The following is a 15502-nucleotide window of genomic DNA, read 5'->3' as shown; positions in this document are numbered from 1 at the left end:
TGCACAGTACTATAAGTGATAACATCTCGGGTCCGAGTGGCGCCGGTAATCATTGGGTCAAAAAGGTTTATGAGCTGAAAGCCGAATCGACTCTGGGAGGAAGTAGGTTGAAAGCGGTAATACTGGCTGCTGGGGAAGGGACCAGATTGCGTCCCTTCACTATGTCTAGGCCCAAAGGAATGATACCGGTCGGGAACCGACCCATCCTCGAATACATCGTCGAGGCGCTGGTCCATAACGGGGTCAAGGACATCGTCATGGTGGTCGGTTACCGTAAGGACACCATCCTGTCCCACTTCGAGGATGGTAGGCGGTTCGACGCCCGCATCGAGTACGTTACCCAGGACAAGCAGCTGGGGACCGCTCACGCTCTCTCCCTGGCCGCCCGGCACCTGAACGGAGAGGACTTTCTAACCGTAGCCGGGGACAACCTGATCGATGCCCGACTGATCGCCGATCTGCTGGCCAAGAAGAAGGGGTCCTCGCTGGTGGTCACCGAGTCAGAGATACCGGCCAAGTATGGCGTGGTCCAGATCAAAGACGACAGGATCAGCAACATCGTGGAGAAGCCGGAGGTCAGGGTGGGCAACATCATCAACACGGGGGTCTATCGCTTCAAGAGCGACCTGATGAAGTACTTCACCGAGCAGACCTTCGATATGGAACGAGGTATCACTCAGGTTCTCGCACCAATGATCTCCAAGCTCGACTTCACCCCGGTGAAGACCAAGGGCAAATGGATCGACGCGGTGTATCCATGGGACCTCCTGGGAATTAATTCATCGGCCCTGGAGTTCCACGGACAGGGGATCAACGGGACGGTGGAGAACGGGGTCACCATCAAAGGTCCGGTATCCATTGGCACCGGTACCCGTATCCGTTCCGGCTCGTACATCGAGGGTCCGGTGGCGATCGGGGAAGGCTGCGACATCGGCCCGAACGTCACCATCATGCCGTCCACCAGCATAGGCAACGGAGTGATCATCGCCCCGTATACCTACATCGACAACTGCCTCATCATGAGCAGCGTCCGGATCGGCTCGCATTCCCATGTCTCGCACTCAGTGCTGGATGACGGAGTGAAGGTCGGGCCGGGATTAACCGCCCCCACCGGCTCCACCCATGCGGTGGTGGACCGCGAGGTATTCAAGCTCCCGGACGTGGGGGCGCTGATCGGCCAGGACACCAGGATCGGGTCCCGGGTGGTCATCTCTTCAGGCAAAGTCATCGGGGCGGGTTGCCGCGTCGAGGACGGTGTGAGGGTGAGCGCAAATCTTGACAACAACAGCGTAGTGGTCTGATATGTGCGGCATCATCGGTTACGCGGGCTACCGCGAAGCGCAGGAGGTCCTGCTGGATGGGCTCAAGAGGCTTGAGTACAGGGGCTACGACTCCGCCGGTGTGGCCGTCGTGGGGAGCGGCCTAAAGGTGTTCAAGGACAAGGGAGAGATCTCCAAGCTCGCGGACAGCATGCCCCGGCTATCGGGTCACCTCGGCGTGGGCCACACCCGCTGGGCGACCTGCGGTAAGCCGTCCCAGCAGAACGCCCACCCCTTCCTGGACTGCACCGGTCAGATCGCAGTGGTGCACAACGGGATCATCGAGAACTACCTGGCCTTGAGGGAGAAGCTCACCCAGGAAGGTCACGTGTTCACCTCGGAGACCGACACCGAGGTCCTCGTCCACCTGCTGGAAAAGCACTACAAAGGCGATCTCCACGCCGCGCTCAAGGAAACGCTGAGGGAGGTCAAAGGCACCTACGCCGTCGTGGCCATCCGGGCGGACGGGAAGGAGCTGGTGGCGGCACGCAAAGAGAACCCCCTGGTGGTCGGCCTGGGAGTGGGGGAGAACATCATCGCCTCGGACGTCACCGCCATGCTCAACTACACCAACAAGGCGATGTACATCATGGACGGGGAGACCGTGGTTCTCCGTTCGGACAAGGTCACCGTCTACGATAGCAACGGCAAGACGGTGGAGAGGGATCCATGCATCATCACCTGGACTGTGGATGACGCCAAGCGGGGCGGTTTCGAGCACTACATGCTCAAGGAGATCTTTGAGCAGCCCACCGCTATCCACAACTCTCTCCTGGGCAGCCTGGACGAGCTTGAGACAGGGTGTCTGATGGTCAACCGTGAGCCTGCCTCGGTCAAGTTGGTGGCCTGCGGTACCTCGTACCATGCGTCGATGGTTGGCAAGTACATCATCGAGGCATTAGCCAAGATCCCCACCACGGTGGAGCTGGCATCGGAATACCGCTACTCACCGGGCACCGGGGAGAACCCCCTGACCGTACTGTTGACACAGTCCGGAGAGACCGCCGACACCCTGGCCGCCGCGCGGGAGGCCCGCCGTAGAGGATGCCCGACCCTGGCCGTGACCAACGTGGTCGGCAGCACGATCGCCCGGGAGGTGGACAGAGTGTTCTACACTAAGGCCGGCCCGGAGATCGGAGTCGCCGCCACCAAGACCTACACCGCTCAGCTGATGGCCATGTATCTGCTGGGCATCAGGCTGGGACAGCTATGCCGCACCCTGGGGAGGGATGAGGTGAGGGAACTGACCTCGGAGCTGAGGGGCATGCCTCGGTACATAGGCAAGGTGCTGGACCGGGCGCCGGAGGTGGAAGCGGCCACCGCCATGCTCGTCCCCGCCCGGGACGTCTTCTTCCTCGGACGCAACATCAACTACCCCACGATGCTGGAGGGCGCTCTGAAGCTCAAGGAGATCTCCTACATTCATGCCGAGGGCTACGCCGCGGGAGAGCTCAAGCATGGGCCCTTAGCACTGCTGGACGCCTCCACCCCGGTAGTGGCGGCGTGTATCCGGGACCACACCTACGAGAAGATGCTGGCTAACATCTCCGAGGTCGCCGCCAGGGGCAGCCCCATCCTCGCCATCGGCATCGAGGGCGACAGCGATCTGGCTGCGGTGGCCGACGCCACGGTGAGCGTGCCGACCGTCAACCCCATACTGTCACCGGTCCCCCTGACCGTGATGGTGCAGCTGATATCCTACTATACTGCGAAGAAAAGGGGCTGCTCGATCGACAAGCCCAGGAACCTAGCCAAGAGCGTCACGGTGGACTAGTCGAGCCTCTCCGGGCAGGTGTCACGCCGGGAGCACGAGCGGCACTTGCCCGGTCGATCATGATCGCGGTGCACCTCGCCTGAGGCCATAGCCGCCCTCATTTCCTCGATCTTCGTCAGCAGAAGGGCACGGAGGTTGTTGTCGTAGGCTATGATATGCTCCACATCCCCGTACCTCAGAATGCCGTAGTTGACGGTGCCCCTCTTCTCTAACAAAAGACAGTAGGCGGCGAGTTGGATGATGTGCGAGAAATGAGGGCCGCGGGGAACCCGTCCGGTCTTGACCTCCACCGGCACGAGACTGCCATCGATCTCCAAGATATAGTCCGGGCGGCCGGAGAGGCCATGCTCCTCGGACCTGAGGACCGGGGCCGAGCTCACCTCCCCGATGTAGGCGATCTGTCCTCGGACCCTGGAGCGTTTCCTCGCTCTCTCGGCACCCTCCCGATTCGCCTGCGACAGATACAGGGCCAGTGAGGCGCCGATCAGGAGCACCAGGGCGAGGGCCTGAGCCAGCAGGCCTTGGCTCTCACTGACCCCGAAGACCTGGACGGCGTTCAGGGCCATGATCATGGCCAGTATGGCCAGGGTGCTGACGATGACGTCTCCCTTCTCCTTATCCCAGGGAGGGCGGGCTCGGGCCGAGGCGTACAACGAGAAGAGAGCCAACAACACCCACAGAATGGCCAAAATGCTCAATACCCGGCCGCGCAGGGCGAGGTCAGTGGAGGCGAAGATGAACAGGCCGACGAGAGCGAGAGCGGTGGCCAGCAGGGAGGTGACGATGACCGCCCGCTCGTACATGGATGCCCGGTGCTCCCCCTCCACGATGCTTTCCAGCTCCCCCGCCATGTGTTGGTGGCGAGCACTCCCCTCGGCCAGGTTGGCACCGCCGTTCTCTGTGTCGCTCAGCTTCCAGCTGAGGGGGCAGTAGCAGAACTTCTCTAAGTCCCCGGCGGAGATGCCCGGCATCGGTCGGGCATCGGCCTAGACCTATCTTAGCCTACCTGAACCAATGTTTGAAAATCAGAACGGACCCCGGTTAGGGGTCGTCGGTGATCTCTTCCGGGCAGAAATCCTCGCCCGTGGTCTTCTCACAGTCCATGGTGCACAGGTTGGCGTCGATGATCTCGATGCCCGGGGGGCAATCGACCTCATCCACGTGCCCGAACCAGTATACTACTAATCCGTGGCCGAACATGTCCACGTACTGACCCAGTTGCCCGCGGATGTTCTTGTTGAACTCGGTGCGGTCGCCGAAGGAGGCCTTGGACTCGATCCAGTTGATGGTCCAGCCGTTGACCTTGAGCGGTTCATCGAGCAGGCAGTCGGGGGTTTTTGTGAACTTGCCGCGGAGGTCCTTCTCCGTGCGGTAGGTGATATTATGCGCGTTCAACCATTCGTGCAGCTTCTCCTCGCCCCATGTTCCCCTCTTATATTGGATCTCGTTGCCCCACGGTGAGTAGATGGTGTCCGCCTTGGTGATCTCCTCTACCTCCCGCTTGGTCCGGGGGTTGGGGATGGACTCCGGTTCTCGGATGTACTTCCAGAATTGCTTCTTGGAGAAGCCGTTCTCCTGAAAGATGAGCAGGGCGGTGAGAATAGGGGGAAAGTTCCACTTCCTCGAGATATCCAGCAGGCTGGTCCCGTTCTTCCACTCCCGTAGCAATCGCGGAGCGTTCCGTTTCACCACGTGATAGCGCTTGGTCGCCTCTCGGACCGTCCTCTGGGTATAGATGACGTTGAGAAGCTCCTCATCAAGACCGGTCTCCACTGACAGGGCTTTGACATCCTCATGGGTGTTCAGCCGGTCATAGAGGGCCTTGAACTCTTCAAACTTCATAAGTCTCGTTCATCCTCTAGATCTTGGTTATTTTTCGTAATTGTTGCCGTATATTAAACATATCGATAACAAGAACGGTGACCGCCTCAATCAGGACTGGTAGGTCCCTGCTGGCAGCATCAGTATGGATAGATTATTTATTTCGGAGGGGCATTCGGCGTCATACGACTGGTTTCCAGACAACCAGGGAGGGAGAGCGTGTCGTCTAATATACCGAATATGCAAAACATACCATTCCTAGCAAGCAGCACCGGGCCAGCATGGCTTCCGGCCGCCGCCAGGGATGCCCGCCAGTTCGCGTACTGGGGGCAACTGATTACCGGCGTGATGTCTGTAATCGCTTTGATCATGGCTGTCGTCAGCTTTGTCACCGGCGAGTGGGTAACGGGCCTGTACTTCATCCTCGCCATGCTGGTCCTGGCTTTCCTCTTCTACATGATGGGCAAGACCGTGTTCGAGCCGCTCGATCAGGGCAAGTTCCGTGAGGCCAGCGACAAGCTCCTTATATGGGGCATCCTAGGCCTGATCTTCCTGGTGATCCCGGGCATCTTCCTGCTCCTGGCGTTCGTCCGCTTGCAGGAGGTCTTCCAGCCCCAATACCAGCAGTACCCGACCCAATACTATCAGCAGCCGCAGCAGTATCCTCAGAAGCCTCAGGCCCCCGGGCAGTACCAGGCCCCTGCGCAGCAGCATCCGGCTCCCCCGCAGCAGTACCAGGCGCCTGTCCCGCCCCCCGCCGCCCCCGCTCCGGAGGCTCCTCAGCAGCAGAGGTCGGAGATGATCAAGTGCAAGAACTGCGGCGTCCAGTATCCGGCGTTCATGAGGAACTGCCCGAATTGCGGTGCGCCCCGGTGAACAGGACCAAACCTCTTACCAATCCCTATTTTCGCCCCTTTCCCGATACAGCACCTCGCCTCCACGCTCGATGACCCTGATACGGTGGTACGGGATCTTGCTGTCCGCGGTCACGAAGAACGACCGCCCCAGCTCCACGATGTCCTCACCCCTAACGCTCATTCGATCCTCCGGCGCCCCGCGGTGCAGGTAGGTGATGACGACTCCCCTGAGGTCCCCCTCGGTCCAGCGCACCCGGTTCAGCACATCGCGGGGAAAGGGCATAGCGTTCCATAGGTCTAGAAAAGAATTTTAGGATTCCGCACCCTAGTATGGACCATGGCTTCGCATCCGTACGATGACACGTTGGGCTCGATCGTGGTCAAGCATGTCGATGGTCAGTTGGTGGACGTGCTCAGTGGCGAGATCCATCCGGCATGCGTCAACTTCTACCAGGGGGTCATCGTGAGGATCGAACGCAAGATCGCCGCCCCCCAGCGCTTCATCTTACCTGGACTGATCGACGCGCACGTGCACATCGAATCGTCCCTCTTGACACCATACCGATACGCCGAGCTGGCGGTGGCCCATGGCACCGCCGCGGTGGTGGCGAACCCTCACGAGATAGCCAACGTCATGGGCATGCCAGGCATCCAGTACATGCTGGATGACGGGAGGGATACTCCCTTACACTTCTACTACACAGCTCCATCCAGCGTCCCCTCGACCGCCATGGAGACGGCGGGAGCGGTAATCGGCTGGGAAGATGTCAAGAGGATGCTTTCGAGCGAGGAGTTCGTGGCCTTGGGCGAGGTCATGAACATACCCGGGGTGCTGACGGAGGACCCCGCGCTCATGGCCAAGATCGAGGTGGCCTCCCAACTCGGCAAGCCGGTCGACGGCCATTGCCCCGGCCTCACTGGATACGATCTCGACCGGTACATGATGGCCGGGATCTCCACCGATCATGAGTGCGCGACCCTGAGGGAGGCGGAGGAGAAGCATCGCAAGGGCATGACCATCATGGTGCGGGAGGGGAGCGCCGCGCAGGACTTCGAGGAGTTACTGCCATTCGCTAAGGAGAACAAGCACTTCTTGGTCACCGACGACCTGCGGGCCAAGGACATGGCCGAGGGTCATGTGGACGCTCTCCTAAGGAAGGCGATTGCGGGGGGGATGGACCCCATCCACGCGGTGCGGGCGGTGACGCGGTGGCCGGCCGAGCACTACAGTCTGCCGGGCGGCTCGCTGTACGACGGCGGCCCGGCCGACCTGACCGTGGTCTCCGACCTCTCCACCTTCCGAGTGCTGGAAACATGGATCGGGGGTGAGCTCGTGGCCAAGGACGGTGTGCCCCTGTTCACCGGGACGCCGACCATCGTGCCTCCGGCCATCGCGCCGGTCGAGGTCCTGTCGAGGGACCTCAGGGTCACGTCGGGCCGGATGAAGGCAACGGTGAGGGCGATAAAGGCCTTGCCCGGACAGATCGCCAGCCTGGCCGCCACCGCGGACCTTGAGGTGGAGGACGGGACCGTTATCCCGGATCCCGAACAGGACGTGCTGCTCATCGCCGTCGCCAACCGCTACCAGCCGGCGCCCCCGGCGGTGGCCTTCGCCAAGGGCTTTGGCCTGCTGAGAGGGGCGATGGCTTCCTCGGTCGCCCACGACTCCCACAACCTGATCGGCGTGGGCACCGACCCCGTCCTGCTGGCCCAGGCCCTCAACGCCGTCGTGGCCCAGGGTGGAGGTTATTACGCGACAGACGGAGCGGAGGACGTTAGGTTGGAGCTGCCGGTGGCGGGCCTCATGACCGCAGCCCCCTGGGCCGAGGTGATCCGGAAGGAGGAAGAGATCACCGCCTTCCTCGAGGGCATGGGATGTCCTCTGCCAGCTCCGTTCATGACTCTCTCCTTCCAATCCCTGCTCACCGTGCCGGACCTCAAGCTGGGGGACCGTGGCCTCTACGACACGGTACGCGGCGTCCCGGTGAGCCCGGTGGTGGGGGAACGGGAACCCGAGTTGATCGTTGATGCCAGCCCCTGAGGCAAGACTGCCCCTGCTCCGAAGCTCGGTGGAAAGGTCGCCGGTTGTGAAACGGGAAGACTACAGCTACGTCGTCACCCCGATCACCGATGGCGTTCCCCGGGTCGACCCCCTGATGCTGGCAGAGATCACCGACGGCATCATGGCGGTCGCCGACCTCGACTGCGACCTCATACTCGGCCCGGAGGCCATGGGCATTCCGGTGGCAGTTTCTCTCTCGCTGCGCACCGGGATCCCCTACGCGGTGGTGCGCAAGCGCCGGTACGGTCTCCCGGGGGAGGTAGAGCTGGAACAGGTCACGGGATACTCGCGCTGCACGATGTACCTCAACGGCGTGGGGTCCGGTGACCGCGTGGTCATCGTGGACGATATCGTGTCCACTGGGGGAACCCTACGGTGCGTCGTATCCACGCTGCGGCGAGTTGGCGTACGCATCGTGGATGTTGTTGCCGTCCTGGAGAAGGGCGGCGCCCGGCCGGCTCTGGAGCGGGAGCTGGGAGTGCGCATCAAGACCCTGCTGAGGGTCGAGGTACGGAACGGGAGGGCCGTGGTGTCGGAACCTCTCCCCGCCGATGAAAATGGATGACGAAAGATTAATGATGGCCACATCGTTTGCCAGCATCACCGATGCCCAGGCCGTGGGGCCCCGAGGGGGCCGACGGCGCCCGGCGCACGGAGGTTCGACATGGGAGAGGTTGAGAGCTTCAGGTGCAAGTTGGTCACTTATGATGAGATCGCCAGGTGGACCATGGACGTTGCCAAACAGGTCCAGGCCAGCGGCTACCGGCCGTCGGTCATCGTCGGGCTGACCCGGGGAGGCTGGGTGCCGGCCAGGCTGCTGTGCGACACCCTCAGCGTGAAGAAGCTGTACGCGGTGAAGACCGAGCACTGGGGAGTGACTGCCAACCAGGACGGAAAGGCGCTCCTGACCCAGGAGCTGAGCACCGACGTGAAGGATGAGTCGGTGCTCATCGTAGACGACATTACCGACACCGGGGAATCGCTTACTCTAGCCACTGCACACCTGTCCAACAAGCACCCGAGGGCCATCAAAACCTCCACCTTGTTGCACATCGCCCACTCCAAGATGGAGCCGGACTACTACTCCGTTCGGGTGCCTGAGGATCAGTGGACGTGGTTCATCTTCCCCTGGAATCTGCACGAGGACATGCGGACCCTTCTGCCCAAGACCCTTACCGAGGCCCGGGATGACGCGGGCATACGCCGGGCGTTCAAGTCCCAGTTCAAGATCAACGTCCCTTTGCCGCTGGTGCGCTCGACGCTGAGGGAGCTCAAAGAGGGAGGCAAAATCATCAGGACGAAGGGCAGCTGGGCCCGGGCGGAGGGGCGGTAACGCCTCGTTTGGTCCCATGCTCGAGCGGTTCAAGGCCAGCCTGGAGAGCGCTCCCATCATCGACGTGGGTGGGTACGACTATTTCATTCATCCTCTCACCGATGGCGTCCCCAGAGTCTCTCCCGCGATCCTGTCGGAAGTGGTCCAAGCTATGCTCCGGATCGGTGACTTCGACTGCGATCTCATCCTCGGCCCGGAGGCCATGGGAATCCCCCTGGCGGTAGCCCTGTCCCAGGAGCTGGGCGTCCCCTACGCGGTGGTGCGAAAGCGGCGTTATGGTCTTCCGGGGGAGATCGAGGTGGGACAGACCACTGGCTACTCCAAGGGGAAGCTGTACATCAACGGTGTGGGGCCGGGTGACCGCGTGGTCATCGTGGATGACGTCCTGTCCACCGGGGGGACCCTTCGCCCGCTGATCCTGGCGCTCAGGGCGGCCGGGGCGGTGGTGGTAGACGTCCTGGTGGCGGTGGAGAAAGGGGACACGCGGCCCGGCCTGGAACGGGAGCTCGGTCTCGTCATTCGCGCACTGGTCAAGGTGGAGGTCCACGGCGGCCGCCTCGAGGTCGTGGACCAGATCACCGCACCAGGCGCTTCCTCATCAGATACACCGCGGGAATGAAGGTGATGACGGTCGCCGCCGTCACATACACCAGGGCGGCGAGGTCGATCCACCCCACTAGCCCGAGGCACATGTTCCGCACCAGGATGCTCACGTGGGTCAGCGGGAAGATGTAAGCGATGGGCTCCGCCGCCCCTAGCTGGGAGATGGGGAAGAAGGTGCCCCCCAGCAGGAACATGGGCGTGACCAGGAGGTAGAACGGATAGTTGAAGGAGTCTATGTTGGGAACCACCGCGGTGAAGATCATGGCAATGGATGAGAACATCAATCCGCCGAGGAACGCCAGCAGTGGCACCAGGAGGACTGTGGGAGAAGCGTACCACACCTCGGGCACGAGAGTCAGTCCCATGGTCTCGATGACCAGCAGCACGATGCTGGAGTTGAGGAAGCTCTTGCTCGCTCCCCACAGAATCTCGCCGGCGATGACGTCCTCCAGGCTGACCGGGGTGGCTACGATGGCGTCGAAGGTCTTCTGATAGTGCATGCGCACGAACGACCCGTAGGTGCATTCGAAGAACCCGCCGTACATGATCGAGATGGCCACCAGGCCGGGGGCCAGGAAGCGCACGTAGTTGATGTCTTGCCCGGCGTAGGTGAGGCCCACGATAAGGCCTCCCAGCCCCGCGCCCATGGCCACCAGGTACAGAAGGGGTTCGATGATCGAGGGTAGGAAGTTCGTCTTCCAGGTCTTGAAGAATACATCGGCGTTCCGCCGCCACACCAGCACCGCACCCGAGTCAATGTTGGAGAGCAAACTCATTCCTTCAACCTCCTTCCGGTGAGTTTCAGGAATACATCCTCGAGGGTGGCGGGGCGGACGGTGGAGTATGTATCAGGGTACCGTCGGCGAAACTCCGCCTGCACCGTCTGACATTGCTTCGAGTACACGTAGATGCGGTCGGCCGAGCGCTCCACCTGGTCGCCGTTGGCGGCCAGGAAGGCGTCTTTCTCCTTGCCCTCCCCCGGCTCGATGACCTCCATGACGCACGGACCGACCACCTGCTGGATGAGGTCCTTCGGCTTTCCCTCGACCAGGAAGCGCCCGTTCTCCATGATGACCAGCCGGTCGCAGAGCTGCTCCGCCTCGTCCATGTAGTGCGTCGACAGGATGATGGTGGCCCCGTTCTTGCGGAGGTCCCTGATCTGCTCCCACAGGAGGTGCCGGGCCTGTGGGTCGAGGCCGGTGGTCGGCTCGTCGAGGATCAGGAGGCGAGGGTCGTTGATCAGTGCCCGGGCCACGATGAGCCGGCGCTTCATCCCTCCAGACAGCTCCTCGACCTCGGCGTCAGCTTTGTCCTTCAGCTGCATGAACTCCAGCAGCCGGCGGGCCCGCTTCTCCGCCTCTGCCGGAGGGACGCGGAAGTACCGGGCATAGGTGGTGAGGTTGCGGATGACCGGGAAATCAGGGTCCAGGTTGTTCTCCTGAGGCGCCACGCCGATGAGGGCCTTGACCTCCTTGCTTTTCTTCGCCACGTCCATGCCCAGGACCTCCAACTTGCCGGAGGTGATGGGCGAGACCCCCTGGATCATGCGCATGGTGGTGCTCTTGCCCGCACCGTTGGGCCCAAGGAAGCCGAATATCTCTCCTTCTTGGATGTCGAAGTCGATATGGTCCACGGCGACTAGCCCGTCATACTTCTTCACCAGTTTCCTCGCGGACACCACCGACATGTAGGTACGGTATTCTTGCTGCTCCTTAAAACACTAGACGCAGGCTACGAGTAGGGGCACCAATTTCATCCTTCCCGGAAGAAAGCAGGCCCGTGGACCTCCTACTGATGATGACCGTCCTATACATCTCGCTGCTGGGAGCGGGTCTGGGCACCCTCACCGGACTCGCCCCGGGCGTCCACGTCAACACTCTGGCCCTGGTGCTGGTGGCGTCCTCGCCGGTGCTACTTCCCATGCTGGAGAGCATCGGCGGAGAGAGCGCTCCCCTGCTGCTGGTCTCGATGATCGTCTCCGCAGCGGTGGCCCACTCCTTTCTTGATTTCCTGCCCTCGGTCTTCCTCGGCGCTCCCGAGGAGGATACCGCGCTGAGCATGCTCCCCGGGCACCGCCTGCTCCTCGAGGGCCGGGGGATGGCAGCCGTGGTATCCTCTGCCTACGGCAGCCTGGTAGGGGCAACCGCGGCTGTGGTCGCCTGCCTTCCCCTGTCCCTGCTCCTCGGTCCGCCCCTCAACCTCTTTTCTCTCCTGGACCAGGTGACCCCGGCAGTGGTGGTCGTCGCCCTGGTCACGCTCGTCCTGTCGGAACGGGGACGGAGGGTCGAGGCCCGTCTCGTGGTCCTGGCCGCCTCGTCCACCTCGGTAGTGAGCATCGTTCGCCCGGTGCCGATCGATGGGCAGGCGGTTTCCCTGACCGGCAGGGTGGAGAGGGGACCTCTGGGCGTGCGCCATCTTTGCACTTCGGGCGGTCGCTGGAGGCTGCTGTGGGCTCGTGGCCTCGCAGGCGAGGTTCGGGTGGACGGCCGGTGGAAGGTGCGCCCCATTGCCCGGAGGGAACGCTCTCTGGCCGTGCTGCTGCTACTGCTCTCCGGCGTCCTGGGGCTCACCTGCATGAACGCCGCCCTGCCCCTCTCCGGAGTTTTCGAAGGCTTAGGCCAAAGCATCCTCTTTCCGCTCCTCACCGGGCTCTTCGGCATGCCCTCCATCCTCGCTTCCCTGAGCCGCTTCTCGGTGCCCCCGCAGGATCGTGAGGTCAAGGAAGACCGGGACCTGGCCGCCGGTCTCCGTGGAGCATTCTCCGGGGCGCTGGTGGGTTGGTTCCCGGGCATATCCTCGACCACCGGGGTCATCCTGGCCTCGGCACTGGGCAGAGGGAGGGAGAACGACGCCCGGCGCTACCTGACCATGGTCTCGGCGGTGGGTACGGCGTCCACCGTCCTCGGCCTGCTGGCCCTGGCCGTAGCTTTCAAGGGCCGTTCCGGCGCCATGCTTGCCGCCAAGGAGGTGTTGGGGCCGGAAGGCGCCGGGTCGGTTGCCCCGCCCTCCCCGTGGTTCCCCCTGCTCCTGGTCTCCGTCCTCGTCTCCGCCGCCGTATCCTATCGCTTCACCCTGGTCCTCGGCCGCTGGTTCGCCCGAGCGGCCGGCGGGGCGGACCTCCGTCTCCTGAACCGCGGGATCCTGGCCCTCCTGGTCGCCCTCGTCGTGGCATTCTGCGGCCTGCCCGGCCTGGTGGTGCTGGGTATCGCCACTCTCCTCGGCTCCCTGCCTCCCCGCCTCGGAGTGGGTCGGGTGCACCTGGTCGGCTGCCTCCTGGTCCCATCGGCCCTCTTCTACCTGGGCCTAGAGGCATCTCTCCTGGCGGTGCTTTGACCTCTCGCGATCGTCCCTGTCTCGCAGCTCCTGGAAGCCCCATCCGAAGGGAGAGAGGAGCTCGGCCGCCCCGCGCAGCGCTAGCTCCACATAGCGCTCGGCGTCGTACCGCTCGTCCCCATCCAGGAAGGGCGCCGCCCGCACTCTCTGCCAGGAGCTGCCGCTCTTGGAGTCGGTGATCAGGTACTCCACCGCCTGTCCCGGCTGCAGCTCGAAGCCCCGGTCGTGGAGCTGGCGGAGCGCGGCCACCGAGTCGTTGAATTGAGTATACTCTTCCAGGCGGCGGGAGATGTTTCTCCTCATGACCAGACGATCCCTGCTCACGGTCCCTGACCGCACCTCCTCCACATAACGGTCCAGGACGTTCAGGGTCGAAGGCACGAGGTCGAGGAAAGAGCGTGCGTCGCCGGCGACGGAGAGGTGGGCGAGCATGTCCTGCTGGAGGTCCTCCACCATGGCGGGAGTATCCTTCCTCCGAACGGCGATGCCTCGTACCTTGAGCCCGCCGCTCTCGAATCTTCCGTAGTAGCGGTTCAGCGCCCCGACCCCAGTGGAGATGTTGGGCAGGAAGACGATCCATGCATAGCGGCCCTCGAGGCTGAGCTGGATCCCGATCTCTCGGCCGATCTCCTCGCAGTACGAGGTGATGTCTCCCTCGCCCTTCAGCCACAGCGAGTCGACGATGCCATGGAGGACCTCGAACCCCCGCCGCTCGGCGAGGTCCGCCGATCGCACCAAGATGTCCCGACCGAATGCGGTGATGGCCTCGTGGCACTCGATGCGGCCGAACCGTGCGTTGCGGTAGCCGGTGTAGCCGAAGCAGGTGACCAGCACCCACTTCAACGCCTTGGATCGCTGGTCGTACATCTCTCCCTTGTGCCCACCCTGCTTCCTCAGCTCCTTGTACGCTCGGCGGCGGTTCAGTATCGGCTCGAGGACCTTGGGCACCAGGCCGGTGTGCTGCTCGCAGATGCGGTAGCCGAGCTCCGGCACGGTCCGCGAGGACCGGGGGCAGCAACTGCACATTATGGTCTCCGGCGATATGTTGTGCACCACCATGATGCTCGGGTAGAGAGAGAAGAAGTCCACCTCCCAGACGCCGTCATGGACGCCGACCCGGGGCTCGTAGATGAACCCTCCGCGGTCGGAAACGATCAGCGCCCCGGCGGTCTTGAAGTCCTCCGGCCGGTTCTTCTTCCATAGGATGATGTGCCCGGTGCGTACCGCCTCGTTGACCTGCATGGCGCTGATGGCACTGCCGGGCGAAAGGCGGGAGAGGTCCTGCAGCGGGATCATCGACAGCCGCGACAGCTCGATGAGGCCGTGCAACCCGCTCTCCCGGAAGGTGAACGACGCCTCGCGGTCGATGTGCACCCGGCCCCTCAGCTTGTGGCCTGGCGGCTTGTATACGATGCGGCCGTAGGTGAAAAAGCTCTTCCCCCGGGAGGTTCGCTCCCCCCTCTCCCGGCCGAGCTCCAGCCCCATGCCGTTCTCGGCCGCCCGCTTCCTAAGGTACGGAAGGTAGAAGCTGTCGCCCTTGGCGGTGTAGATAATGTCAGGGTCCTCCTTGCCGACCAGCGCCTGCAACTGCTCCAGGATGGAGTCCTCAGAGCCGTCCAGGACGATGCCGTTCGCCTCCACTGCGGCGATGCGGTCGTCGAAGGTCGGTATCCCCACCCCGGCGGTCCGTACCTTGAGGTCCAGGGAGCTCAGCGCCGGGATGGGATAGTCGATGCGCAGATTGGAGTCCAGGGACCTCAGGGCGGGAAGCTCCACCAGCCCCATGGCGAATATGCCCTTGTGCAGGAAGTACCGCTGGTCCATGCGCAGATCGACGTCGTACAGCAGGTTCTGACGATAGTGGCCCCAGGAGTCGATGGTCACCGCCAACGGCTGTATCGTCGAGTAGTCATGCACCGCCACCGCGAGCACCTCTCGTTCTCTCTCCCCCAGCCCGGTGCGGCGCCGGACGAAGGCGGTATCCTCGACCCCGATCATCGCCAGATCATCCTTCAGCTTCTCCAGGCGGTCCCTCGGCGCCTGGACGTAGATGCGAGGGACGAAGTCCTCGACCACTCTTCGCATGCCGTGGTTTGTCCTCACCCAGGTGACCATGCGGTTCTCCGTCATGTCGGCGTAGCAGTCCAGGACCCAGCCCCTCATTCCCTTCCCTTCAAGCGGCGGATCTCCTTCTCCTGCTCCAGCAAGATGGACAGGAACGCGCCCTCCACCGGGTCGGAGAACGCCGCGTAAGATGCGGCGGAAGAGTGCATTCTTGCCCGGTTGACCATCTGATCGAAGACCTCCCGGTCCTCCTTGGGAAGCGCTCGACGGAAGTCCGCCCAGCTCTGCACGATCGACTCCAGCGTCATCCGGTAGGTCGGTACGGTGCGGCCCATA

At 62.9% G+C, this 15502-nt stretch carries 15 protein-coding genes; 8 read left to right on the top strand and 7 right to left on the bottom strand.

The features are described from left to right. Window positions 1-107 precede the first annotated feature (107 nt). Together SA339_09095 and glmS are read left to right on the top strand one after the other, a co-directional pair. On the top strand, window positions 108-1301 hold the full coding sequence (locus SA339_09095; GenBank protein MDW5563369.1) for a sugar phosphate nucleotidyltransferase: 1194 nt from the start codon (window positions 108-110) through the stop codon (window positions 1299-1301). Window position 1302: 1 nt separating this feature from the next. Further along, window positions 1303-3093: a glutamine--fructose-6-phosphate transaminase (isomerizing) gene (gene glmS / locus SA339_09090; protein MDW5563368.1), complete on the top strand. Its 1791-nt coding sequence runs from the start codon at window positions 1303-1305 to the stop codon at window positions 3091-3093. Here glmS and cas4 read toward each other — a convergent pair. Continuing rightward, window positions 3090-4064 (bottom strand): CRISPR-associated protein Cas4, encoded by a 975-nt coding sequence (cas4, locus tag SA339_09085; protein ID MDW5563367.1) that lies wholly within the window; start codon window positions 4062-4064, stop codon window positions 3090-3092. The genes glmS and cas4 overlap by 4 nt on opposite strands. 70 nt (window positions 4065-4134) lie before the next feature. Beyond that, the gene (locus tag SA339_09080) at window positions 4135-4935 is read right to left on the bottom strand and encodes a C15orf41 family protein (protein MDW5563366.1); all 801 of its coding nucleotides are present in this window, start codon (window positions 4933-4935) and stop codon (window positions 4135-4137) included. Between the two features lie 219 nt (window positions 4936-5154). On the opposite strand from SA339_09080, the gene SA339_09075 reads away from it, so the two are divergent. Further along, complete coding sequence (locus tag SA339_09075; protein ID MDW5563365.1) at window positions 5155-5790, top strand: zinc ribbon domain-containing protein; 636 nt, start codon at window positions 5155-5157, stop codon at window positions 5788-5790. Window positions 5791-5805: 15 nt separating this feature from the next. Here the strand turns inward: SA339_09075 and SA339_09070 are convergent, their stop codons facing one another. Beyond that, the gene (locus SA339_09070) at window positions 5806-6054 is read right to left on the bottom strand and encodes an RNA repair domain-containing protein (GenBank protein MDW5563364.1); all 249 of its coding nucleotides are present in this window, start codon (window positions 6052-6054) and stop codon (window positions 5806-5808) included. A 54-nt stretch (window positions 6055-6108) separates the two neighbouring features. Here SA339_09070 and ade point away from each other — a divergent pair, with 54 nt between their 5' ends. The 4 genes from ade (at window position 6109) to hpt (SA339_09050) (ending at window position 9785) form a co-directional block, all read left to right on the top strand. Next, entirely contained in the window at window positions 6109-7812 is a 1704-nt protein-coding gene (gene ade, locus SA339_09065) for an adenine deaminase (GenBank protein MDW5563363.1), read from the top strand. Further along, window positions 7799-8398: a hypoxanthine/guanine phosphoribosyltransferase gene (gene hpt, locus SA339_09060; protein MDW5563362.1), complete on the top strand. Its 600-nt coding sequence runs from the start codon at window positions 7799-7801 to the stop codon at window positions 8396-8398. The genes ade and hpt (SA339_09060) overlap by 14 nt, the downstream gene beginning before the upstream one ends. A gap of 99 nt (window positions 8399-8497) precedes the next feature. After that, window positions 8498-9166 carry a phosphoribosyltransferase gene (locus SA339_09055; protein ID MDW5563361.1) on the top strand — a complete coding sequence of 223 codons (669 nt, stop codon included), beginning with the start codon at window positions 8498-8500 and terminating at the stop codon, window positions 9164-9166. A 16-nt stretch (window positions 9167-9182) separates the two neighbouring features. Beyond that, window positions 9183-9785 (top strand): hypoxanthine/guanine phosphoribosyltransferase, encoded by a 603-nt coding sequence (gene hpt, locus SA339_09050; protein MDW5563360.1) that lies wholly within the window; start codon window positions 9183-9185, stop codon window positions 9783-9785. On the opposite strand, the gene SA339_09045 is transcribed toward hpt (SA339_09050), so the two are convergent. Further along, window positions 9742-10545, bottom strand: a complete 804-nt coding sequence (locus SA339_09045; GenBank protein MDW5563359.1) for an ABC transporter permease — start codon at window positions 10543-10545, stop codon at window positions 9742-9744. The two genes, hpt (SA339_09050) and SA339_09045, sit on opposite strands and share 44 nt — an antisense overlap. Next, window positions 10542-11456: an ATP-binding cassette domain-containing protein gene (locus SA339_09040; GenBank protein ID MDW5563358.1), complete on the bottom strand. Its 915-nt coding sequence runs from the start codon at window positions 11454-11456 to the stop codon at window positions 10542-10544. The genes SA339_09045 and SA339_09040 overlap by 4 nt, the downstream gene beginning before the upstream one ends. 92 nt (window positions 11457-11548) lie before the next feature. Here SA339_09040 and SA339_09035 point away from each other — a divergent pair, with 92 nt between their 5' ends. Continuing rightward, window positions 11549-13102, top strand: a complete 1554-nt coding sequence (locus SA339_09035) for a tripartite tricarboxylate transporter permease (GenBank protein ID MDW5563357.1) — start codon at window positions 11549-11551, stop codon at window positions 13100-13102. Here SA339_09035 and SA339_09030 read toward each other — a convergent pair. Continuing rightward, on the bottom strand, window positions 13073-15265 hold the full coding sequence (locus SA339_09030) for a DNA polymerase domain-containing protein (protein MDW5563356.1): 2193 nt from the start codon (window positions 15263-15265) through the stop codon (window positions 13073-13075). The two genes, SA339_09035 and SA339_09030, sit on opposite strands and share 30 nt — an antisense overlap. Continuing rightward, window positions 15262-15501 (bottom strand): hypothetical protein, encoded by a 240-nt coding sequence (locus SA339_09025; GenBank protein MDW5563355.1) that lies wholly within the window; start codon window positions 15499-15501, stop codon window positions 15262-15264. The genes SA339_09030 and SA339_09025 overlap by 4 nt, the downstream gene beginning before the upstream one ends. Window position 15502: the final 1 nt, after the last annotated feature.

This window comes from Methanomassiliicoccus sp. (assembly GCA_033485155.1).
Taxonomy (GTDB): Archaea; Thermoplasmatota; Thermoplasmata; order Methanomassiliicoccales; family Methanomassiliicoccaceae; genus UBA6.
The sequence above is the reverse complement of the archived record's forward strand: the minus strand, read 5'-3'. Positions and strand labels throughout refer to the sequence as shown.

Coding starts and splice junctions, on each gene's coding strand:
- glmS (MDW5563368.1), top strand. CDS start 1,303: ATGTGCGGCATCATCGGTTACGCGGGCTACCGCGAAGCGCAGGAGGTC.
- cas4 (MDW5563367.1), bottom strand. CDS start 4,064: ATGCCGGGCATCTCCGCCGGGGACTTAGAGAAGTTCTGCTACTGCCCC.
- SA339_09080 (MDW5563366.1), bottom strand. CDS start 4,935: ATGAAGTTTGAAGAGTTCAAGGCCCTCTATGACCGGCTGAACACCCAT.
- SA339_09075 (MDW5563365.1), top strand. CDS start 5,155: ATGCAAAACATACCATTCCTAGCAAGCAGCACCGGGCCAGCATGGCTT.
- SA339_09070 (MDW5563364.1), bottom strand. CDS start 6,054: ATGCCCTTTCCCCGCGATGTGCTGAACCGGGTGCGCTGGACCGAGGGG.
- ade (MDW5563363.1), top strand. CDS start 6,109: ATGGCTTCGCATCCGTACGATGACACGTTGGGCTCGATCGTGGTCAAG.
- hpt (MDW5563362.1), top strand. CDS start 7,799: ATGCCAGCCCCTGAGGCAAGACTGCCCCTGCTCCGAAGCTCGGTGGAA.
- SA339_09055 (MDW5563361.1), top strand. CDS start 8,498: ATGGGAGAGGTTGAGAGCTTCAGGTGCAAGTTGGTCACTTATGATGAG.
- hpt (MDW5563360.1), top strand. CDS start 9,183: ATGCTCGAGCGGTTCAAGGCCAGCCTGGAGAGCGCTCCCATCATCGAC.
- SA339_09045 (MDW5563359.1), bottom strand. CDS start 10,545: ATGAGTTTGCTCTCCAACATTGACTCGGGTGCGGTGCTGGTGTGGCGG.
- SA339_09040 (MDW5563358.1), bottom strand. CDS start 11,456: ATGTCGGTGGTGTCCGCGAGGAAACTGGTGAAGAAGTATGACGGGCTA.
- SA339_09030 (MDW5563356.1), bottom strand. CDS start 15,265: ATGAGGGGCTGGGTCCTGGACTGCTACGCCGACATGACGGAGAACCGC.
- SA339_09025 (MDW5563355.1), bottom strand. CDS start 15,501: ATGGGCCGCACCGTACCGACCTACCGGATGACGCTGGAGTCGATCGTG.